This window comes from Mammaliicoccus sp. B-M6 (assembly GCF_022386965.1).
In the GTDB taxonomy this organism is placed as follows: domain Bacteria; phylum Bacillota; class Bacilli; order Staphylococcales; family Staphylococcaceae; genus Mammaliicoccus; species Mammaliicoccus sciuri_A.
Map to the genome: position 1 here is coordinate 68,090 of NZ_JAJNHJ010000009.1, position 20,917 is coordinate 89,006.

Annotated in this window: 21 protein-coding genes and 1 pseudogene; 19 read left to right on the forward strand and 3 right to left on the reverse strand. The window is 32.6% G+C overall.

The genetic code is table 11. The features are described from left to right. Nucleotides 1–178 precede the first annotated feature (178 nt). The 5 genes from LQ693_RS05215 (at nucleotide 179) to LQ693_RS05235 (ending at nucleotide 5,077) form a co-directional block, all read left to right on the forward strand. A complete protein-coding gene (locus tag LQ693_RS05215; RefSeq protein WP_119489257.1) occupies nucleotides 179–1,978 on the forward strand; it encodes a purple acid phosphatase family protein in 1,800 nt (599 codons plus the stop codon). 95 nt (nucleotides 1,979–2,073) lie between these two features. After that, nucleotides 2,074–2,730 carry a hypothetical protein gene (locus tag LQ693_RS05220; protein WP_239703104.1) on the forward strand — a complete coding sequence of 219 codons (657 nt, stop codon included), beginning with the start codon at nucleotides 2,074–2,076 and terminating at the stop codon, nucleotides 2,728–2,730. Nucleotides 2,731–2,843: 113 nt separating this feature from the next. After that, a complete protein-coding gene (gene pta / locus LQ693_RS05225; protein ID WP_025904903.1) occupies nucleotides 2,844–3,830 on the forward strand; it encodes a phosphate acetyltransferase in 987 nt (328 codons plus the stop codon). Nucleotides 3,831–3,832: 2 nt separating this feature from the next. Then, on the forward strand, nucleotides 3,833–4,672 hold the full coding sequence (locus LQ693_RS05230) for a lipoate--protein ligase family protein (RefSeq protein ID WP_037589955.1): 840 nt from the start codon (nucleotides 3,833–3,835) through the stop codon (nucleotides 4,670–4,672). A 78-nt stretch (nucleotides 4,673–4,750) separates the two neighbouring features. Further along, nucleotides 4,751–5,077, forward strand: coding sequence for a YuzB family protein (locus LQ693_RS05235; RefSeq protein ID WP_103361268.1), 327 nt, complete (start codon nucleotides 4,751–4,753; stop codon nucleotides 5,075–5,077). An 81-nt stretch (nucleotides 5,078–5,158) separates the two neighbouring features. Here LQ693_RS05235 and LQ693_RS05240 read toward each other — a convergent pair whose 3' ends face one another. Next, complete coding sequence (locus tag LQ693_RS05240; RefSeq protein WP_239703103.1) at nucleotides 5,159–6,508, reverse strand: sugar porter family MFS transporter; 1,350 nt, start codon at nucleotides 6,506–6,508, stop codon at nucleotides 5,159–5,161. Nucleotides 6,509–6,617: 109 nt separating this feature from the next. Further along, nucleotides 6,618–7,322 carry a sugar phosphate isomerase/epimerase family protein gene (locus LQ693_RS05245; protein ID WP_345772884.1) on the reverse strand — a complete coding sequence of 235 codons (705 nt, stop codon included), beginning with the start codon at nucleotides 7,320–7,322 and terminating at the stop codon, nucleotides 6,618–6,620. Nucleotides 7,323–7,499: 177 nt separating this feature from the next. On the opposite strand from LQ693_RS05245, the pseudogene LQ693_RS05250 reads away from it, so the two are divergent. From LQ693_RS05250 to LQ693_RS05315, 14 genes and pseudogenes are all read left to right on the forward strand, one after another. Continuing rightward, nucleotides 7,500–8,366 (forward strand): annotated as a pseudogene (locus tag LQ693_RS05250) (NAD-dependent epimerase/dehydratase family protein). 347 nt (nucleotides 8,367–8,713) lie between these two features. After that, nucleotides 8,714–9,190, forward strand: a complete 477-nt coding sequence (locus tag LQ693_RS05255; RefSeq protein WP_048541439.1) for a GNAT family N-acetyltransferase — start codon at nucleotides 8,714–8,716, stop codon at nucleotides 9,188–9,190. Between the two features lie 13 nt (nucleotides 9,191–9,203). Next, nucleotides 9,204–9,965, forward strand: coding sequence for a 2-keto-4-pentenoate hydratase (locus tag LQ693_RS05260; RefSeq protein ID WP_107565872.1), 762 nt, complete (start codon nucleotides 9,204–9,206; stop codon nucleotides 9,963–9,965). A 23-nt stretch (nucleotides 9,966–9,988) separates the two neighbouring features. After that, on the forward strand, nucleotides 9,989–11,287 hold the full coding sequence (locus tag LQ693_RS05265; protein ID WP_103361264.1) for an HD domain-containing protein: 1,299 nt from the start codon (nucleotides 9,989–9,991) through the stop codon (nucleotides 11,285–11,287). A gap of 68 nt (nucleotides 11,288–11,355) precedes the next feature. Beyond that, nucleotides 11,356–11,868, forward strand: coding sequence for a YwhD family protein (locus LQ693_RS05270; protein ID WP_025904914.1), 513 nt, complete (start codon nucleotides 11,356–11,358; stop codon nucleotides 11,866–11,868). A 205-nt stretch (nucleotides 11,869–12,073) separates the two neighbouring features. Beyond that, entirely contained in the window at nucleotides 12,074–12,490 is a 417-nt protein-coding gene (locus tag LQ693_RS05275) for a YwiB family protein (RefSeq protein WP_025904915.1), read from the forward strand. Continuing rightward, nucleotides 12,487–14,145: an arginine--tRNA ligase gene (gene argS / locus LQ693_RS05280; RefSeq protein WP_049319477.1), complete on the forward strand. Its 1,659-nt coding sequence runs from the start codon at nucleotides 12,487–12,489 to the stop codon at nucleotides 14,143–14,145. Before LQ693_RS05275 ends, argS begins: the two co-directional genes overlap by 4 nt. A 95-nt stretch (nucleotides 14,146–14,240) precedes the next feature. After that, nucleotides 14,241–15,131 carry an ABC transporter substrate-binding protein gene (locus LQ693_RS05285; protein WP_239703102.1) on the forward strand — a complete coding sequence of 297 codons (891 nt, stop codon included), beginning with the start codon at nucleotides 14,241–14,243 and terminating at the stop codon, nucleotides 15,129–15,131. Continuing rightward, entirely contained in the window at nucleotides 15,124–16,104 is a 981-nt protein-coding gene (locus tag LQ693_RS05290) for a FecCD family ABC transporter permease (protein ID WP_119495209.1), read from the forward strand. The genes LQ693_RS05285 and LQ693_RS05290 overlap by 8 nt, the downstream gene beginning before the upstream one ends. Nucleotides 16,105–16,190: 86 nt before the next feature. Next, nucleotides 16,191–16,955 (forward strand): HAD family hydrolase, encoded by a 765-nt coding sequence (locus LQ693_RS05295; RefSeq protein WP_239703101.1) that lies wholly within the window; start codon nucleotides 16,191–16,193, stop codon nucleotides 16,953–16,955. Continuing rightward, on the forward strand, nucleotides 16,952–17,731 hold the full coding sequence (locus LQ693_RS05300) for an alpha/beta fold hydrolase (protein ID WP_025904920.1): 780 nt from the start codon (nucleotides 16,952–16,954) through the stop codon (nucleotides 17,729–17,731). Before LQ693_RS05295 ends, LQ693_RS05300 begins: the two co-directional genes overlap by 4 nt. A 124-nt stretch (nucleotides 17,732–17,855) precedes the next feature. Next, the gene (locus LQ693_RS05305) at nucleotides 17,856–18,383 is read left to right on the forward strand and encodes an SA0570 family protein (protein ID WP_025904921.1); all 528 of its coding nucleotides are present in this window, start codon (nucleotides 17,856–17,858) and stop codon (nucleotides 18,381–18,383) included. 94 nt (nucleotides 18,384–18,477) lie between these two features. Beyond that, nucleotides 18,478–19,194 (forward strand): hypothetical protein, encoded by a 717-nt coding sequence (locus LQ693_RS05310; protein ID WP_025904922.1) that lies wholly within the window; start codon nucleotides 18,478–18,480, stop codon nucleotides 19,192–19,194. Nucleotides 19,195–19,326: 132 nt separating this feature from the next. Next, nucleotides 19,327–20,109 (forward strand): alpha/beta fold hydrolase, encoded by a 783-nt coding sequence (locus LQ693_RS05315; protein ID WP_119495210.1) that lies wholly within the window; start codon nucleotides 19,327–19,329, stop codon nucleotides 20,107–20,109. A gap of 192 nt (nucleotides 20,110–20,301) precedes the next feature. On the opposite strand, the gene sarA is transcribed toward LQ693_RS05315, so the two are convergent. Further along, complete coding sequence (gene sarA, locus LQ693_RS05320; protein ID WP_025905497.1) at nucleotides 20,302–20,670, reverse strand: global transcriptional regulator SarA; 369 nt, start codon at nucleotides 20,668–20,670, stop codon at nucleotides 20,302–20,304. Nucleotides 20,671–20,917: the final 247 nt, after the last annotated feature.

Here is a 20,917-nt window from a genome sequence, read left to right on the forward strand (position 1 = left end):
TATACAAAAAAAGAAGCTCGAGTTGAGCTTCTTTTTTGTTATTTTATTATTCTATCTCTCTTCATATTACATTCATACAATACTCATACTATCTTTACATAGGGTTAAAATATGATTGATACACTTCTTAATAGATTGCTTTTTAAATCACTATAGGGTTAATTAGGAGGAAGTGTACATGTATAATCAGTCAATAGCAAAGAGATTCATTAGTGGTACGGCATGTATGATGTTATTATTAGGGATTTCTACTACTGGTACGGTTGAGGCGAGTGGTGCTGGTGGTTCAGGATCTGATTCGTCTGTTGTGAATCAACAAGCTCATTCGGATATTAAAGTGATGTCTCAGAAGCCGGAGGTAGCGCCTGTACCTAAGAAAAATCAGCCGAATCGTATTATTACGAATTTTAATGGTGATACGAAAACAGAAATGGCTTTTAATTGGTATACGACAGATCAATTTAATGATGCTAAAGTTTGGGTGTCAGAGACGGGTCAATTTGATGATGCACAAGCGTTTGATGCAACTTCTAAACAAGTAGATTCTAAATATGTTGAACGAGATAAGAACGGCAATTTCATCTTTGCGGATGTAGAAAAAGATGACGAAGGTGAACCTGTTAAAGATGCACAAGGTAAAGAAAAAATAAATGGATATTATACAGATGAACATGCACAAGGTGCTGAATGGACGCGCGGTGATAAACATGGGAAGTCTGAGCTAATGACAGTTCCTGAATATAATTATAAAGCGAAAGCAACGGGATTAAAGCCGAATACTACATATTATTATCGCGTAGGTAGTGCAAGTGGTCCTCAAAGTGAAGTTGGACAATTCAAGACTTCTGGCAACAACGGCGATCCTTTCCAATTCGTTCAGTATACAGATACACAAAATGCTTATTGGAATGAACACGTAAGAAATGAAGCGCAATTTGGAGCAGATACGTTAAGCAATGCTATTCAAACAGCAGGCGATCCAAACTTCGCATTACACACAGGAGACTTTGTAGAAACTGCAGAAATTGAAGATGAGTGGTTAGATTTATATGATCAATCACGTCCATCATTTATGTCACTACCTGTAGCTTCTGCACCAGGTAACCATGACGAATATGCGTTAAGTGAAGATGATGAAAAATTACTGACAAAATATAACGAACATGTCAATGTGCCTAAAGAAAACAATGCGGTAAATGGTGGTTCTTATTATTCGTTTGATTATAATGGTGCACATATGGTTGTCGCTAATACAAATGATAATAAGAAATCTAAAGATAATCCTGAAGAAAAAGCAATTGGCAAAGAACAAATGGAATGGATTAAGCAAGATATTAAAGATGCAAGAAAGAATGGCTCTAAATGGGTTATCTTAAATCTGCATAAACCAATGTATTCTAAATCGTATCATGCACTATCAGATGAAGATGTTGCAAAAATACGTGACGAACTCACTCAACAAATTGATGATTTAGATGTGGATTTAGTATTACAAGGTCATGACCATGTGCTTTCGCGTACGAAACCACTAGAACATACATCGACTAAAAATAGCTTTGTAAATGCTAAGAAAGAAGATGCCAAACAAATTAGAGGGCAAGATAACATCACTTATTATGACAATCCGGAAGGTTCAGTTTACGTACTGCCTAATACAGGTGGTACAAAAGCGTATGACAGTATATATGACCGTCCTTTAGAACACATTAAGAAAGTTAGACCAGAACTAGAAGATTTAACGCAAGAAGAATTAGATCATTATAATAGTTTGTTTGCGATAGGCGAGCAACCTCATAAGACAGATGCTTTTAATGATAGTCATGAAAATAATCGAGATTCATCTGATCAGAACTTCTCAGTTTATGATGTATCTGAAGGTAAATTAGTCGTTAAAATTTATCAATTACATGGCGATATTAGTAAAGGTGAACAAAGAACAGTTAAATTAGTTGATGAATTCGGTATTAAAAAAGACTAATCATAGATTTCAAAGTTAAACAAATATCCAAAAGGCGTCTCCTTCAAATATGATGATATGGAGGCGCCTATTTGTTAATAGAAGGAGGGGTTACTTTGCGACGTGTATTCAATTATTTAAGTATGGCAGTAGTGATGATATTGATATTAAGTGGTTGTCAAAATGGTTCGCAAGAAGAGACAAAGCAGCATAGTGAAACGAAACATGCAGCAACTAGACATATTCAACTTTCAGAGCAAGACAAAGATGCATTGAAACAAGAGTTACTAAAAATTGCTGACGAATATGGCCAAGATCAGCATAAAGCAGTAACTAATCGTTATTTTAGTCGAAACGAACAAATGGAAGGTGATGGCTATGCGATTACTGATGATGGTGAAATACAAATAACAGATCATAATAAACCAGGGTGGAAACATTTTAAGATCCATAATGTTGTCGGATTAACGATGTATCAAGGACATCATACTCAAGGTGGTTATGATGAACGTGCACAAGATCTAACTAATATTCAAGGATACAGTAGTGTCGCTAAAATGGATCAACCGATTACGAAATATTTGTTTGCAGATAACGGTAAAGTATACGAATATCAATTCAAGCCGAATAGTGAACCATCACTATCAACTGGATTTGCAACTAAAGATTACAACGGTAAAGATCCAAACTTAAAACCAAACGAAAAATTCATAGTTTCAAAGGGTAAAATTTTAAATAAAAAATGGAAAATGTTGCTTTCAGAATATAAATGATAATATTTTAAAAATATCCAATATAAATTCACAGTTTAGATACGTGAAAATTTATGAAAAAATGTTATAATTGTGAATGGAAAAATAATAGCAATCATATATAGGAGGCAATTATGTCTAATTTACTTAATGTTCTAAGCGACAAACTAACAGGTAAAAATGTACGTATCGTATTACCAGAAGGTGAAGATGCGCGCGTATTAACAGCAGCAGTTAAATTACAAGCTACAGATTTGGTTGCACCAATCGTACTTGGTAATGAAGAAAAAATTAAAGAAACAGCAGCTGGTGCAGACTTATCAATCGATGGTCTTACAATCATCAACCCAGAAACAAGTGAACTAAAAGCAGATTTAGTAGAAAAATTTGTTGAACGTCGTAAAGGTAAAGCAACTCAAGAACAAGCTGAAGAATTGTTAAATAACGTTAACTACTTCGGTACGATGTTAGTATACACAAATCAAGCTGACGGATTAGTAAGTGGTGCAGCACATTCAACTGCAGACACTGTACGTCCAGCATTACAAATTATCAAAACAAAACCAGGCGTTACAAAAACATCTGGCGTATTCTTTATGACTAAAGGTGAAGAACAATATGTATTCGGAGATTGTGCAATTAACCCAGAACTTAATGCACAAGACTTAGCTGAGATTGCAATCGAAAGTGCTAAGACTGCTCAAGCATTTGGTATGTCTCCAAGAGTAGCAATGTTAAGCTTCTCAACTAAAGGTTCAGCTAAATCACCTGATACTGAAAAAGTATCTGAAGCAGTTTCTATTGCTCAAGAGAATTTAAAAGAAACAGATTTAAAAGATGTTGTATTAGATGGTGAATTCCAATTTGATGCAGCAATCGTACCAGAAGTTGCTGCTAAGAAAGCACCAAATTCTGAAATTCAAGGTGATGCAAATGTATTTATCTTCCCTAGCTTAGAAGCGGGTAACATTGGATACAAAATTGCACAACGTTTAGGTGGATTTGATGCAGTTGGTCCTGTATTACAAGGCTTAAACGCACCTGTTAACGATTTATCTCGTGGCTGTTCAGCTGAAGACGTATATAGTCTTTCAATCATTACAGCTGCTCAAACATTATAATCATGGCAAATTTGCAAGATTATTTTACACAAGAATGGCGATACATTGACCACACTTCAGGACTGCAGCCAATGCAGTCCTTTAGTTTCGATGATACATTTTGTGATCAAGTAGGAAATGATAAAAGTCCAAGTGTTGTTAGGACATGGATACACAATCACGTCGTGATATTAGGCATACATGATTCTAGATTACCTTATTTAAAAGATGGTATTGCATATTTAAATGATGTTAGAGGTTATAGTGCAATCGTTAGAAATTCTGGCGGATTAGGTGTTGTGCTAGATAAAGGTGTCCTCAATATATCTTTAATTTTTAAAGGTAAGCATGATGTATCCATTGATACAGGATATGAAGTGATGTTACGTCTTATTCGTGAAATGTTTAAAGAAGATACTAATGAAATTGAGAATAAAGAAATTACTGCATCATACTGCCCTGGTAGTTATGACTTAAGTATTCATAATCAAAAATTTGCTGGTATATCACAACGAAGAGTAAGAGGTGGTATAGCAGTTCAAATCTATTTATGTGTGGAAGGATCAGGTGCTGAACGTGCCGAAATGATGAAAGCATTCTATGAACATGCACTGAAAAACGAAAAGACAAAATTCATTTATCCGACTATCATACCTGAAAGCATGGCTTCATTGAACGAATTATTAGGCACTGAATATACAACTAACGACATACTATTTAAATTGTTAGGAAGTTTGAAAAATTTAGGTGCAACTTTGAATATGGATCCTGTCACAACAGAAGAATGGACATTGTACGATAAATATTTCGAAAGAATGATTGAACGCAATGATAAAATGATTCGAAATATGGAAAAACGATAAAATGACATTCTCAAACAACTGTTAAGGTGGTATAATAATTTATTGCAAAATTAACAATTAAGAAAGGTGGGGAAACAAATGCGAAATAAATTTCAAGTCTGCGATGATTGCCAAGCCGTTAACTTGCCATCACTTTTGAAAAAAATTAAAAAATTAGACCCAGAAGCTGAAATAGAAGTAGCATGCCAATCATATTGTGGACCAGGTAGAAGAAAAACATTCGCATTCGTAAATAACCGCCCATGTGCCGCTTTAACAGAAGACGAACTAATGGAAAAAATCCAAAAACAACTTCAAAAGAAACGCGATCCAGAAGAAGAAGAAAGATTGCGACTTAGAAATGAAGAACGAAAACGTCGACAAAAAGAATTAGACGAGAAGTTAAATAAGAAGTTGAAAAAATAGAATTTATAATAATAGAAGGCTGGGACAATATGAAAGTTGTCTCAGCCTTCTTGTGATTCTAGAGTTATTTTATTCAATTATTTATACAACACTACTTTTTCCGAATCTGATATCTAGTTCTAGTTCTTCAAGTGTTTTACCTTTAGTTTCAGGTAAATATGTTTTAATAAAATAGAAACTAAATGCACAGATTACTGCAAATATAATAAATATTGTACCTGTACCTAATTTTTCAGTTAGTACTGGGAATAGGAAAGCGATAATGCCATTCGTTGTCCATAATCCAAATGTACATAGACCCATGGCCATTCCTCTAATTTTTAAGGGGAAAATTTCTGCTAGTACAACCCAATTAATCATTCCCCAAGTACTAGAGTAAGAAACCATGAATAAGCACATAGATAAGATCATGATTAAACCGATATTACCCGGTGAAAATTCAGCAAATCCTATTATTAGTAGACTTAATCCCATACCGACACTACCGGTAAGTAGCATTTTCTTTCTTCCAATTTTGTCTACTAAAAATACACCGACGATAGTCATAATGACATTTACAGTACCAATTCCAATAGTACTTGTTATAGCTGCTGAGTCTCCTAAACCAGATTGAGAAAGTATTGATGGTGCATAATATAATATCGCGTTTGTACCAACTAATTGCTGTAAAATAGCGACCATAAAACCAACAAAAATAATTGGTCTACACCAAGATTTGAATAAATCCATGAAATGGCCTTTTTCTTCTTTTTTAGCCAAAGATTCCATGACAAATATTTCGTGATATACAGACTTTTCGTCATTATGTGTAAGTCGTAAAACATCTTTGGCTTTACTAATTTTGTTTTTCTGAGCAAGCCATTTTGGACTTTCGGGCATAAAAATCATACCAATACTTAGAAGAACAGAAGGTACGACTGCAAATCCTAACATGAAATGCCAATTTCCAGAGTCACTTAAAAAATGATTTATGATGTAGGCTAACAACATACCTGAAGTATTCATAATACTATTAATAGCAGTTATTGCGCCACGATTATTAGCTGGAGAAAGTTCTGCTAAATACATAGGAACCATTCCTGAAGCACCACCTACAGCTATCCCAAGAATTACTCTTGAAATAATCATGACTGTTATATTTGGTGGCCAAGATGATCCGATTGTAGAAATTGTAAAAATAACACCTAATAAAAATATTAATTTTTTTCTTCCAATTTTATCGGATATTGGACCACTCACTATGGAGCCTAAAATAGCACCAAACATAACACTGCTAACTACTAAACCTTCAAGTGTTGGCGTTAAGTTATAATCTTTCTTTATAAATAATAATGCACCAGATATTACACCTGTATCATAACCAAATAATAGTCCACCAAGAGCACCAAAGAAATAAATATAAATTTTATAAGCTTTCGAATTATTTTTCATAGTAAATTGATTTTCACCCTTTCTATTTTTAAAGGCATTCTTTTTCATTGTTTTAAAAAAGAGACATAGCACTTTCTAAATGAATTGCCATATCTCTTGTTGATGCGATTTATTTTTGATCCCACATTTTGATAAGTTTTAAGGATTCTTTATAAAAGTCAGTTAAAACTTCTATGTAATCATCACCTTTGACAGGCGTAAAAGGATTTGGACCAGTAGCCATTATTTCCATAATAATTGGTCCTTGATAGTCAATATCATGTAGAGTTTTAATTTGTTCTTCTATATTCGCATGACCATTACCGATTTGTTCTCTATTCGAATCTGCAACATGATATACACCTAGCTTTTCTCCAGCTAGTTTTAATGCAGCTACAGGGTTCTGTTCTTCAATATTCATATGATAAGCATCTAATAATACTTTAAGGTTTGGATTATTTACCTCTTTGATTAACTCCAAAGCTTCTTCACATGTCACAATTTGATGATTTTCATATCTATTTAAGACTTCAAAAACAACTTCGATATTTGATTTTAATGCTTTATCCATGATTTTCTGAGTGCTAGATACTAAATAGTTCCAATCTAGTTCAGAATCTCCAGAGCCACTAACTTTTCCTACATCTCCATGTAAGCAAATTCTTGGGGCACCAACTTTAACTGCCCAGTCAATTAAATCTAAAAAGTATTGAACAGCTAGTTCTCTTACATTATTTATTGGAGAAGAAATATCAACATTAGCAGGTGTAACAGATAAAATTTTTAAATTATAAGATTCTAAAATATTTTTTAGGTTTGCTGGATTTTCTTTAATGTTGCCTTCTACTTCAACACCATCAACACTATGTTTTGAGCTATTTCACATTTTTGAGTTATTGGTATATCACCTAAACTCCAGAAACAGAAGCCATAATCTCTCATAGTTTTACCTCTTTATTAAAATTTTTTAGTAGATTTTCTATATATTTTTTAGCTGAAATTGCATATTCTAATGGGTTCGCTTTGGCTGGATCTTGTTCAGCTTCAACAATTATCCAACCGCTTAGGTACAAAATTGACTAAACGCTTAATTGAAGAAGGTTATGAAGTAGCTGGGTTAACGACTTCTGAAAAAGGTAAAGAAAAACTTGATAATGCAGTTGTAAAAGCATATATAGGTAACATATTAGAATATGACACAATAGAAAAAAGTATAGGTGATTTTAAACCAGATATAATTATGAACGAAATCACAGACTTAAAACAAGTTGATATGTCAGCTAATACGAAAGTTAGAATAGAAGGTACGAGAAATCTTGTAGAAGCGGCAATTAAACATGATGTGCCACATATTTAATCATAAAGTATTGCATTTGTTTATGAAGCTGGAGATACATTAGCAACAGAAGAAACAAGTTTAGACTATGACGCTAGTGGCGATCGTAAAATAACAGTTGATGGTGTAGAAGGATTAGAAAAAGAATCAGCTAGATTAAACAAACATGTTATTTTACGTTACGGTTTATTATATGGACCAGGTACTTGGTACGGTAAAGATGGAATGATTTATAATCAATTTATAAATGGTGAAGTTACAATGACAGATGGCGTACAATCATTTATTCATATAGATGATGCGGTTGAAATAGCCATTCAAGCATTAAACTTTGAATCAGGTGTTTATAATGTAGCAGATGATGAGCCTGTAAAGGGAGACGATTGGGCTAAATGGTATGCCAACGAATTAAACGTCACACCAACTCTAAACATCGAGCCAGCAGCACCATTTGAGCGTGGTGTAACGAATAAGAAATTTAAAGACCAAGGCGGTAAACTTATTTATACAACTTGGAAAGACGGTATGCATCCGATTAAATAAATATATTTAATACTAAACTCCCCCTCTACTATTTTTATAGTGAGGGGATTATTATTTAGTAAAAATGATTGTTAGTTTTTCATTTTTTATATTTTGACGTTCTGTATTTTAAATTTGTGTTAACATACTTAACAAATATTACATTTCTGTAGGGTTTTCGGGTATAATTAAGTATTCTGAATATTATAGTTTTTAATATATAAATGATATAATTATTTATAACGTGAGATATAAAGTTATTTGAAATGTGTACATTGGAACGTTATTAAACGGGGATTTACAAACTTAGATTAATAGACATCATGAATTGACGATTGATGTGTAAGGTAGATAGAGGAGAGATATTTATGGCAAATGTAAGAAAAGCAACAATTGAAGATTATTCAGGTATTAAAAATGTAGCGTCTAAGGCTTGGTATGACACGTATACCAATATTTATACTGCGAGCACTGTGACGGCATTTTTAAATGCGTCTTATTCTAAAGAGATGCTTCAAAAGCGCATTAATGATTCTGATTTCTTTGTTGCAGAAGATGAAGATAAGATTGTTGGTTTTGCTAATTTTATCAAAGGTACTGAATTGTATTTATCTTCTCATTATGTTCTGCCTGAAGCGCAACGTGAAGGGTATGGTAAAGCTTTATTACAAGCAGGTTTAGATCAATACAAAGATTCATATCATGAAGTTTATTTAGAAGTGGATGGCAAGAATGATATCGGTATAGCCTTTTATAAAAAGGAAGGTTTTGAAGTGATACGTGAATATGAAGAATTACTTTTTGGTGACACGATGCGCACGACGTTAATGAAAAAAACTTTTTAGGAGGTTGATTGTAATGGAACAATCACTAAATAAATGGATTTCACAATTTTATGAAGCTTATGAGAATCAATCAATTATTCCAAATGGTGTTTTACCATCGAATATAACTGAACATGCTGCATATGATATTCAAGAAGGTGTGTTGCAGCGTAAGGAAGAAACTGAAATTCATAAAGGTTATAAAATTAGTTTAACGAGTCAAGAAACGAGAGATATCTTTTCTTCAACAACGCCATTATATGGTGCAATGGGAGAAACAACTATTCTGGACAAACATATTTATTTAAATGATTTAAATGAACCTTTAGCAGAGTTAGAATTAGTCTTTATTGTTCAAGAAGAATTAACAGAAGGAGATAGCCTTGAAGATATTATGAATAAATGCTTGATTGCACCAGGGGTAGAGATTCCGGATTCACGTTTTAGTAACTGGTTCCCTAATTTATCTGTAACAGAAATTATTGCCGATAGCGCAGTAAGTGGTGTTGTTGTTTACGGTGAACCTAAGAAATTAAGTTATGAAGATATAGATAACATTAAAGGGACATTATATTTAGACGGTAAAGAATTAGCTTCTGGATTTAGTACAGAAGTTGAAGGACATCCTGCTAAAGCTGTTAAGTGGTTGATTAATGAAATTAAAGAATATAATCGTTCATTAACACCTGGCATGTTTATTTCAAGTGGAACATTTATTTTGCCAAAACCTTTAACACAAGGAGAGTATAAAGCCGTATATGAAAATGTCGGCGAAATTGAATTTATTGTAGAATAATTGGACGAAATGGAGGGAACAAAGTGACACAGGAAGCTTATGGAACAAAAAAATTACCTGAAGAGAAAGTTTTTAAAGACCCTGTTCATCGTTATATACACGTAAGAGACCAATTAATTTGGGATCTTATCAAAACGAAAGAATTTCAACGCTTAAGAAGAATTAAACAACTTGGAACACTCTATTTATCTTTCCATACAGCTGAGCATAGTCGCTTTGGACATTCTCTAGGTGTATATGAAATTGTACGACGTATGATAGATGAAGTATTTGAAGGACGTGCACATTGGGATAATAAGGATAGACCACTCGCATTATGTGCAGCACTTTTACATGATTTAGGGCACGGTCCTTTTTCACATTGTTTTGAAAAAATCTTCCTAACGGATCACGAAAAATTCACACAGCTGATCATTAAAGGTGATACAGAAGTTAATGAAGTGTTGAGTAGAGTTTCGCCTGACTTTCCATCTGAAGTAGCAGAAGTGATTAATAAGACACATGAAAATAAATTAGTCATATCGATGATTTCATCTCAAATAGATGCAGATCGCATGGATTATCTACAGCGAGATGCATATTTTACAGGTGTGAGTTATGGTCAATTTGATATGGAACGTGTGCTGAGATTGATGCGTCCGTCTAAAGATGAAGTGTTGATTAAAGAAAGTGGTATGCATGCAGTTGAAAACTTCTTAATGAGTCGTTATCAAATGTATTGGCAAATTTATTTTCACCCGGTGAGTCGAGGTGGAGAAGTGTTGCTAAATCGCTGCTTTAAGCGTGCAAAGGTACTTTATGATCAAGGATACTCATTTAAAGAGCAACCTAAATATTTAATTCCATTTTTTGAAGGAGACGTTTCAATCGCTGATTATATTCGTCTTGATGAAGCGGTCGTGATGTATTATTTAGAAGAGTGGACTGAAGAAGATGATCCAATCTTAAGTGATTTAAGTAAAAGATTTGTTAATCGTGATTTATTTAAATACTTACCATTTGATGGATCTATTATTACGATTGGTGAACTGACAGATCTATTTGAAAAAGGCGGCATTGACCCAGAATATTATTTCGTTTGTGACTCGTTCTCAGATTTACCGTATGATTATGACCGACCAGGATCAAATAGACAGCCGATACATCTATTACAGAAGACAGGTCGTATTAAAGAAATTAGTAGCCAATCAGTCATCATCCATAGTATTACAGGGATTAAACGTTTAGACTATAAACTGTATTATCCTAAAGAATTAATTATAGAAATGGAAGATGAAACGATTAAAGGCGATATTATCAATATATTAAATGAACTCGTGTAGATTACAAACTTGAATGTCAGTCTGATACTCTAGTATGATGTAATCATGAATTAAATGAGGTGAAACAAGTGGCTGAAAAGAAAGGATTTCAATTTAATATCATTAAAAATGATCCATTAGATGGGCATAAAGGTACAAATATAGGCTCTATAAGTTTAGACAACGTTGCGCCTGTATTCGTCGATGTATCAGAACAAACTGCATTTATCGATATTGGTGCCATGCATGCTAGAGCTGAAGTAGAAAAGCGTGTGAAATGGGTTAAAGATATAGAAGAAGTCAAAGGTGAAGAAGCAAAAGAATATTGGCTTTGCTGGGTTACAACTGAACGTGGCGAACAAGGTCCATATTATGCAGGGCTAACAGGTTGCTATTTAATGGTTAATAAACCTAAGAAGCGTGGATATAAAAGTATGCCAGAACATGTGAATATGATGGATAAATCTATGAAACATCAAGTGAAGATTGACCAAATTGGTGACGAAAATAGAGCAGTTCTTAAAAAATTCCTTCAAGAACATAATTCTGAAATGTGGCATAACAGCAGTGATGAACTAAAATCATCATTAGAGATAAATTAAATATGTCTATTTTGTGACTTAATTGTGAATTATCACAATTCAACTAAATAGCTATTGTCTTTTCACAATATCATAAGTAAAATAGTTGATAGCTACTATAGCTAGGACACTAAAAAAAGCAGGCGCTTTTCGCCCTGCTTTTTTTAATTTTAATAGTCAAATATGCTATAATGATATACGTTCTTAAACGGTGAGGTGGCCAATTATGAAAGAAAATATTAATATAAATATTAAACAAGTCGTGAAACAAAATGGCGAGAAAGAAACATTTCAAACAAAAACATCAGGTACATTTCATAGAAGAAATAGCGATATAATTAGATATGAAGAAACGATTGATGAACAAATCGTAAAAAATATGCTTAAAATAGAAGATGATGGCGTGAAAATCCACCGTACTGGCGCGGTCAAAACAGTCTTTCACTTTGTTGAAGGACAGGAAACGATTAGTTATTATGATACTGATGCAGGACGCATGACAATGCACGTTAATACATTATCAATCAAACATTTTATAGACGATCAACAAGGTAAACTCAGGATACATTATCAGCTAAGTGATCAAACTGGGTTACTTGGAACATACCAATTTCAAATTAATTATAAGGAGATAAATGAATGAACATTATTAACCAAGTTAAAGAAACGTTAATTGAAGAAATTAAAGCAAGTATCATTAAATCTGAACTTGTAGAAACAGTTCCAGAAATTAAAATCGAAACACCTAAAGACCCTGCAAATGGAGATTATTCTTCAAATATTGCGATGGTATTAACAAAATTAGCGCGCAAAAATCCACGCGAAATAGCAAATCAAATCGTTGAAAATTTAGATACAAATAAAGCGAATGTTAAAAAAGTAGATATTGCAGGTCCTGGATTTATTAACTTTTACTTAGATCAACAATATTTAACTGAAATTATTAAGACAGCTTTAACAAAAGGCGAAACATTTGGTCAAACAGAAGAACGTAAAAACGAAAGCATCATCGTTGAGTATGTATCTGCAAACCCAACAGGAGATTTGCATATTGGACATGCACGTAATGCAGCAGTAGGTGATACATTATCAAACGTGTTAAGTGCAGCTGGTTATGATGTAACACGTGAATATTATATTAACGATGCAGGTAAACAAATTGAAAATTTAGCGCACTCTATTGAAGCGCGTTATAACCAAGCATTAGGTTTAGATGCAGAATTACCTGAAGATGGTTATTACGGTAAAGACATTATCGCAATCGGTAAAGACTTAGCTGAAAAACATCCTGAAATTAAAGATGAAGCTGAAGAAGAACGTATTAAGACATTCCGTAAACTTGGTTTAGATTATGAAATGAAAAAATTAAAACAAGACTTAGCAGATTTTAATATTCATTTTGATAATTGGTTCAGTGAAACATCATTATATGAAACAAACAAAATTTCAGCTGTTTTAGATAAAATGACAGAATTAGGCTATACTTATGAACAAGATGGCGCAACATGGTTAAAAACAACAGAATTTGGTGACGATAAAGACCGTGTGTTAATTAAACAAGACGGTACGTATACGTATTTCTTACCAGATATCGCTTATCATTACGATAAAGTTGAACGTGGTTTTGACAAATTAATTAATTTATTTGGTGCTGATCACCACGGTTATATTAATCGTTTAAAAGCATCTCTTGAAACATTTGGCGTAGATTCAAAACGTCTTGAAATACAAATTATGCAAATGGTACGATTATTACAAGACGGCGTTGAAGTGAAAATGAGTAAACGTACAGGTAATGCTATTACGTTACGTGACATTATGGATGAAGTAGGCATTGATGCCGCTCGTTACTTCTTAACGATGCGTAGTCCTGATACACACTTTGACTTTGATATGGAATTAGCTAAGAAAGAATCACAAGATAACCCAGTGTATTATGCACAATATGCACATGCGCGTATATCATCTATTATTCGCCAAGCAGAAGAAAAAGGTATCACGATTGATCAAAATGTCGATTTATCTTTAATTACACATGAAAAAGCATTTGATTTATTGAAGAAAATTGCTGAATTTGAACCAACAATTGTTTCTGCTGCAGAATCACGCAGTCCACATCGTATTACGAATTATATTCAAGATTTGGCTGCACAGTTCCATAAGTTCTATAATGCAGAGAAAGTATTAACAGATGATGCAGAGAAGACAAAAGCGCATTTAGCTTTAATTGAAGCGGCGCGTATTACACTTCGCAATGCGTTAGCATTAGTAGGTGTGTCAGCTCCAGAATCTATGTAATTTAATCATTATTTTAATTGAGGTGCAGCTCAATCTTATTTGAGTTGCGCCTTTTTGTGTACCATTTTTTAATTAAATATATGGAGGGATTAAGTATGAAAATAAACAAAATATTTTATTTAATCTTTGCTGCTATGATCATCGTGACAGGTTGCCAAAGCGGAGATAATACGGATAACAAGAAAGAAACGAAACAAGAAACAACTGATAAGAAAGAATATAAGCGTATTGTGTCGCTTATTCCAAGTAATACAGAAATATTATATGCGTTAGGACTTGGAGATAAAGTTGTTGGGGTATCAACTGTTGATGATTATCCTAAAGATGTGAAAGATAAAAAACAATTCGATGCCTTTAAACTTGATACAGAAGCATTATTAAAAGCAAAACCTGATTTAATTTTGGCGCATGAGTCGAACAAATCTACACAAGAAAAAGATTTAAAAAAATTAAGTGATGTAGGCGTGAAAGTCGTCTACATAGATGATGCAAATTCAATTAATGAAATGTATGATACATTCAAGCAAGTTGGAAAAGTAACAGGTAAAGAAAAAGAAGCAGATAAATTAGTAAGTAAAGTGAAGAAAGAAATAGAAGATGTTGTAAAAGATGTCCCTAAAGACCAACAAGGTACAAAAGTATTTATGGAAATTTCTTCTCAACCTGACATTTACACTTCAGGATCAAATACGTTTTATGATGATATGTTAACTTCTATCAAAGCTAAGAATCTTTATCATGACCAAGAAGGATGGATTAAAACGGATAAAGAAAGTATTCTTAAAAGAAATCCTGATGTTATGATTACAACAAGTGGACAGTCTGAAGCGGAATATCAAAAATTAAATAACAATAGAGATGGCTTTGACCAAGTTAATGCTGTTAAAGAGAAACACGTTCATGCACTCAATGCAGATATGATTTCTAGACCAGGACCAAGATTAGCGAAAGGGCTAAAAGAACTTTCTGATAAAGTTTATGACTAAAAATCATAACGTTTATCGCCATGTTGTGATATGGTTTCTCGTTCTATTGTTTGCAATTGGCATTTCTTTATTCGTAGGATCTACGGGTATAACATGGAAATTTGATAATCAACTAGAATGGACGATTTTTTACAAGTTAAGAGTACCGCGGACACTTTTAGCATTAATTGCTGGTATGGGGCTAGTCATGAGTGGTCAAATCTATCAAACGATATTGAATAATCCACTCGCGGATAGTTTTACGTTAGGATTAGCGAGCGGTGCAACATTCGGAAGTGCACTTGCCGTATTTATCGGCGTATCCATTTGGTTTGTGCCACTATTTTCAATATTCTTCAGCTTGTTAACGCTTATCGTTGTTGTACTGATTACAGAAACGATGGTCAAAACATTTCATGTAGCAACAATGATACTTTCAGGTATTTTTATTGGTGCGTTCTTTAGTTCGGCACTCTATATACTTTTATTGCTTAAGCCGGATAAAGTTAATAGCATGGTGTCATATATGTTTGGTAGTGTTTCATCTGCCGAAAAAATAACTGTAGAAATCACAGGGATTGTTACTTTAATCTGTATCTTAATCTTGTTTATGATGAGTCATTATATTAAAATGATTCAATTAGGTGAAGATAAAGCTATAACACTTGGTGTGAATGTTCGATTGATATCATGGACATGTTTGCTATTAGCTGCTATAATGACAGCCGTTATTATAAGTTTTACGGGTATTATTGGATTTATAGGTATGATTGTACCTCAAGTTGTTAGAAGGGTGTACAAGGTACCTATTAACGTTCAAATGATGTTGAATTTATTAATCGGCGGTGCACTTTTATTAATTGCAGATACTGTTGGCAGAATTATCATAAGTCCGATACAAATTCCGGTTGGCATTATACTCTCAATTATTGCCATACCGATTATGATGTATTTAATGATTACAGAACAACGAAAAAAAGAAAGAACTTACTGAATATTTAATGTATCAATCAGTATTAAATCACAATCAATAGCATACGGACACCAATCCTTTAAACATTATGATAGAGGGTTGGTGTTTTGTATGTAAAAATTGTATTGCTTTCTTTATGGAATAGTTTAAAATGTTTCTATGAAAGGGATGATGACATGTGTTCGTGTGATATTCAAGCGATTATTTTTGACTTAGAAGATACGCTTGTAGATCGTGAGAAATCGCGAATGAAGTTTTTGGAAGAGCAGTTTGAGAGATTTCATGAGTTAATGGTAACAGTCCAAAGACGTGATTTTGAAAAGGTATATTTAACGTTAAATCCCTATGGTATAGAAGATGTTGAATGGGTATATCAAGAACTTGTTAAGAGATTAAATATAGAAAGGATATCGTGGAAGACATTTTATAACGACTATAAAATGCATCACTACAGATACCATTTTCCTTTCTATGATACATTGGTAGCATTGGATAAACTACGCAGTATGGGTTATAAATTAGGTGTTGTAGCGAATGGTAAGAGTGAAGAAATTAAACACGTTATGAATGCAATCGGTATTTATCCATACATTCATTATGTTTCAACTTCTGATGAGGTGGGTGCTATGAAGCCAGACCCAATTATATTTGAAGATATATTGAAACATCTTGGCATAACGGCACATCATGCATTATATGTTGGAGATTGTCCTTTAAATGATATCGCAGCAGCGCATGCTATGGGCATGAAGACTGCATGGATGGCTAATTCAGTCAATGGCACACCAGAGGAGCACGAATTAGATTATACAATCGAAAGTTTAAGTGATCTCATAGATGTTTGTAAACAAATCGAAAGAGGTGAAGCATGATGAACTTATTTTTAACGAAAGAAAATGTTGCCATACACTATAATACAAAAGGAAGCGGCTATCCAATTATTTTGTTACATGGTGTTTTTCAAGATATGGATGTCTTTGAACCACTTATTAAAAAGTTAAGTAAAAATTATCAAGTTATATCTATTGATTTAAGAGGTCATGGTTTAAGTGATACACCACATGATAGTAGAGTAGATGACTATATTTCAGATATTCAACAACTATTAAATGCATTATTCATTAACTCAGCATATGTGATTGGTCTAGAACTTGGAGCAACCATTGCAACAGGTCTCACATATAAAAATCCTGATTTGATCAATGGCGTGGTGTTAATTAATCCTACAGACGATCATTCAACGTTCCCAGATAACCGTATTTATGATAGACATGCTGATGAAATTAGAACGATGTCTGATGAAGACAAAGAAAAATATTTATTAAGATTCAGATATAAAAATATTAAACAAGCTAAAAAGTTTGTAAAGTCACATATTCCGTCAAATGACCTTCAAACGATGGAAGAAGAGATTGCTGTTAAGCGCTCTTTTAAAGATTTTGATATTATATCGTTACTTCCAGATATTGAAACACGTACGCTCGTCATTTCTGGACAATACGATGGCAAAATATTATATAGCGAAGGTAAAAGAATAAGTGAACTGTTACCGAATGCTGAATTTAAACTGTTTGAAGGTTCAGGTGAATTGCCTTTTATTGAGGAAAAAGAGAAATTCATTAAAGTATTGGAAGAATTTTTAAGTTAATCAAGCGATATTTCACGGTTTTGTTACATGATTGTAATAAAAGTGGTCATTTTGTAATCTTTATGTTATAATTAACGCAGTTCAATGCATAGCATATAAGACACAGACTGAAGGAGAACCTCATATGAAAAAATGTCTCTTAATAATTGCAATGGTACTTATGGTTCTGCCATTTTCAACTTTTGCTGAGGCAAATGCTGCAACTAAAAATCAATTAAATATTAACGAAAACAATGTGCAGACCTATAAAGACGGTACAGTAACAATCGAAGGTATTAAAATTGGTGATAAGATTTCTAAAATTAAATCAAAGTATCCTAATTTAATGTTCTCATATTCTGATGATAGTAATGATAGAGAAAATTATTACGAATTTGATACTAAAAATGGACATATGATTATTACTGCCAAAGTTAAAGGTAATAAAGAAACGGTTAAACGCGTTACAATGATTTATGACAAATTAACAAATGTGAAATTAGATCCACTTGTCTCAATTCTAGGAGACAATACGACTAAACGTGTACAAAATAATAAGTATACGGGCGGTTATGCTTATGTGAATAATGGACAAGCACACTTCCAGCTTTCAAAAGCAACACCTGATAGTAAACAATTTAAAGTATATCGTGTTGATATAGGTAAATACTAAATCAATAGCGAATTTAATCCCCTGTTATGTTATATACATATTGCATAATAGGGGATTAATTTATACAATATTATAATGAAGGTGGTGTATTTATTTGCGTCCGAACAATAATGTATTGCTGGAAAATGTAAATGACTATTTACAGCATGTCGGTGTATTACCTAAACAAATTGATAAAGTACAACATTCATTAAAGAAGGATATGAAAAAGTCAGATGAGAAAGATATAGACTATGCAGAATATCGACACAAATCTCACGCTGAAATACTTCAAATCATAGAGAGAAATATTGTGGTTGTAAATTATAATCCAATCATTTTTTATACACTACACTTCTTATTATTAGCATATTTATTTGATAAAAAGCTCATTCCGTTTAATGCCGTAACGGGATTGTATATATTTTATTTTGTAATTATATTATCTATTTCACTCGTTATATATTTAATTATAAAAAAACATAGTTATCTCTATCCTAATCAGAAATTGATGATGACCAATATTTTCTTATTTAGTATAGGCATTGTTCTATGTATGCTTAAAATATTTAATGTTACGTTAGGAATGTATGTATTACCATTACAAGTATTTCAAGCCATATTTGGCATTGGGATTCTTCTCGTCATACTCGCAATATTTATGAAAAAGCTCGAAGTTGGTGCAATGGGATTAGCAGTTATTCAAAAAACAATTGCATCCATAACGATGAATGAAACAGTAATTATGATCGTTACATTTGCGAGTTGGTCTATTATCCTCGTGATTATCCTTTATTTTGTAATGATGTATTCAACAAGAAAATATGTATAACATAAATGCAGAAGATGATGTATTGACTACAATCATTTTTTGCATTTATTTTTATGGCATTAACTTAATATTATAAGTGTGAAAAATTGTTAAATGGGTATATTATTACTGTAAAGTAGGGAGGTACTCACTATGGGAGAATTATTAACAAGGGATGGGACTCATATAGTGTATGAAAAACACGGTAAAGGGAAACCATTAATTATGTTACATGCATTAAATATGAATTTAGCGACATTTAATTCAACAGTACAGCTTCTGAAAGATCAATTTACAATATATACAATGGATTCTAGGGGACATGGTAAATCAGATAAACAACAAGAAATTTCTATCCAAAATCATATAGATGACATTGTAGATTTAATGGATGCTGAAGACATAGAATCAGCTTATATATTAGGACATGATATGGGTGGCGTCATTGCTCAAGAATTTACAAACCAACATTCAGATAAAGTAGAAAAGTTAGTACTCGTATCTTCAATTTCCAATCAAGGTAAACAACCACTTATTAAATTAATAGCCAAACATAGAGATAAAGTTGCAGGATTTAGTAAAGAAGAAGCAATGTTAATATTGTTCAATGAAATATTTCATGATGTTAAATTGACTTTTAAATGGTATCAAGAAGTGAAAAAATATTATCGAATGACACCAGAAGAAGATGCAATTTCTGTTAGATCTATAAATGGTATAAATATCAAAATAGATCATATAGACATACCAACACTTATCGTGAAAGGTAAACATGATCCTTTTGATATTGATAATGATTCGGAAAATATAAAGAACGCTCAAACAGAAATATTTGAACATTCAGGGCACGCACCATTTATTGAAGAAAGTGAAAAATTCAAACAAGTCGTATCATCTTTTTTAAACCAACCAGTAAGAGATAAACAAGTCATATAATAAAGCGAGCTAGGGCATTTGATGATGTCTTAGCTTTTTTATTGGTAAGGTGAGGAAGGTGGGGGGTGTGAAAGATATGAGTTAAAGTCGGAATAAACTCACATCTTTGCCAAGTATATACCTAGTTTACCAATCACCCCCACACCACACAAAAAAGCGGAGACATCATAAAATGTCTCCGCTTTATTCATATTATTCGTTAATTTCAGTCTTAGCGATTTCGTTATCGATTTTTTCAAGCACTTCTGAAATTGATTTACGTTGTTTTTTATTAACTAGAATTAAAACTGTACGCTCGTCATATTCATTTCTTCTTTTTGTAAAGTAGTCTTGTTGTGATAAGTTTTTAACTGCTTTTACAATTTGTGGTTGTTTGTAATTTAACTTGCTAATGATTTTTTTAAGATGATATTCTTCATCGTCTGTTTCATTAATGTAAGTTAATACTGCGAATTCTTCAAAGCTAAGTGAAAAATCCTTTTTAATGATTGATTTTAATTTGTCCACATATGTTACAAGTGCTAATAAATCGGAACAATTTTCTATTTTAGAAATTGCCATTTTGAATCCCCCTAGAAGTGAGTATTTTGCTTCTGTAATTGAAATAATACAGTTTGGTGGTAAAGCCTCGCATTATCAATATGGAAGCGTTTTAAATTTTTAATTCATAAATACAGTTATCAATTATTTACTTATTTTAGCCTAAAAATAACTGTATGTAAACTAATAAGAGTAGGATTTAATTAAATAATAATATAAATAATATAACTGTCACAAACGAAAGGTAGGTATAATATAATCTCAAAAA

Excerpts from the sequence above, each read along its gene's own strand:
- LQ693_RS05215 (WP_119489257.1), top strand. The coding sequence starts at position 179 with ATGTATAATCAGTCAATAGCAAAGAGATTCATTAGTGGTACGGCATGT.
- pta (WP_025904903.1), top strand. The coding sequence starts at position 2,844 with ATGTCTAATTTACTTAATGTTCTAAGCGACAAACTAACAGGTAAAAAT.
- LQ693_RS05230 (WP_037589955.1), top strand. The coding sequence starts at position 3,833 with ATGGCAAATTTGCAAGATTATTTTACACAAGAATGGCGATACATTGAC.
- LQ693_RS05235 (WP_103361268.1), top strand. The coding sequence starts at position 4,751 with ATGCGAAATAAATTTCAAGTCTGCGATGATTGCCAAGCCGTTAACTTG.
- LQ693_RS05240 (WP_239703103.1), bottom strand. The coding sequence starts at position 6,508 with ATGAAAAATAATTCGAAAGCTTATAAAATTTATATTTATTTCTTTGGT.
- LQ693_RS05255 (WP_048541439.1), top strand. The coding sequence starts at position 8,714 with ATGGCAAATGTAAGAAAAGCAACAATTGAAGATTATTCAGGTATTAAA.
- LQ693_RS05260 (WP_107565872.1), top strand. The coding sequence starts at position 9,204 with ATGGAACAATCACTAAATAAATGGATTTCACAATTTTATGAAGCTTAT.
- LQ693_RS05275 (WP_025904915.1), top strand. The coding sequence starts at position 12,074 with ATGAAAGAAAATATTAATATAAATATTAAACAAGTCGTGAAACAAAAT.
- argS (WP_049319477.1), top strand. The coding sequence starts at position 12,487 with ATGAACATTATTAACCAAGTTAAAGAAACGTTAATTGAAGAAATTAAA.
- LQ693_RS05285 (WP_239703102.1), top strand. The coding sequence starts at position 14,241 with ATGAAAATAAACAAAATATTTTATTTAATCTTTGCTGCTATGATCATC.
- LQ693_RS05290 (WP_119495209.1), top strand. The coding sequence starts at position 15,124 with ATGACTAAAAATCATAACGTTTATCGCCATGTTGTGATATGGTTTCTC.
- LQ693_RS05300 (WP_025904920.1), top strand. The coding sequence starts at position 16,952 with ATGATGAACTTATTTTTAACGAAAGAAAATGTTGCCATACACTATAAT.
- LQ693_RS05305 (WP_025904921.1), top strand. The coding sequence starts at position 17,856 with ATGAAAAAATGTCTCTTAATAATTGCAATGGTACTTATGGTTCTGCCA.
- LQ693_RS05315 (WP_119495210.1), top strand. The coding sequence starts at position 19,327 with ATGGGAGAATTATTAACAAGGGATGGGACTCATATAGTGTATGAAAAA.
- sarA (WP_025905497.1), bottom strand. The coding sequence starts at position 20,670 with ATGGCAATTTCTAAAATAGAAAATTGTTCCGATTTATTAGCACTTGTA.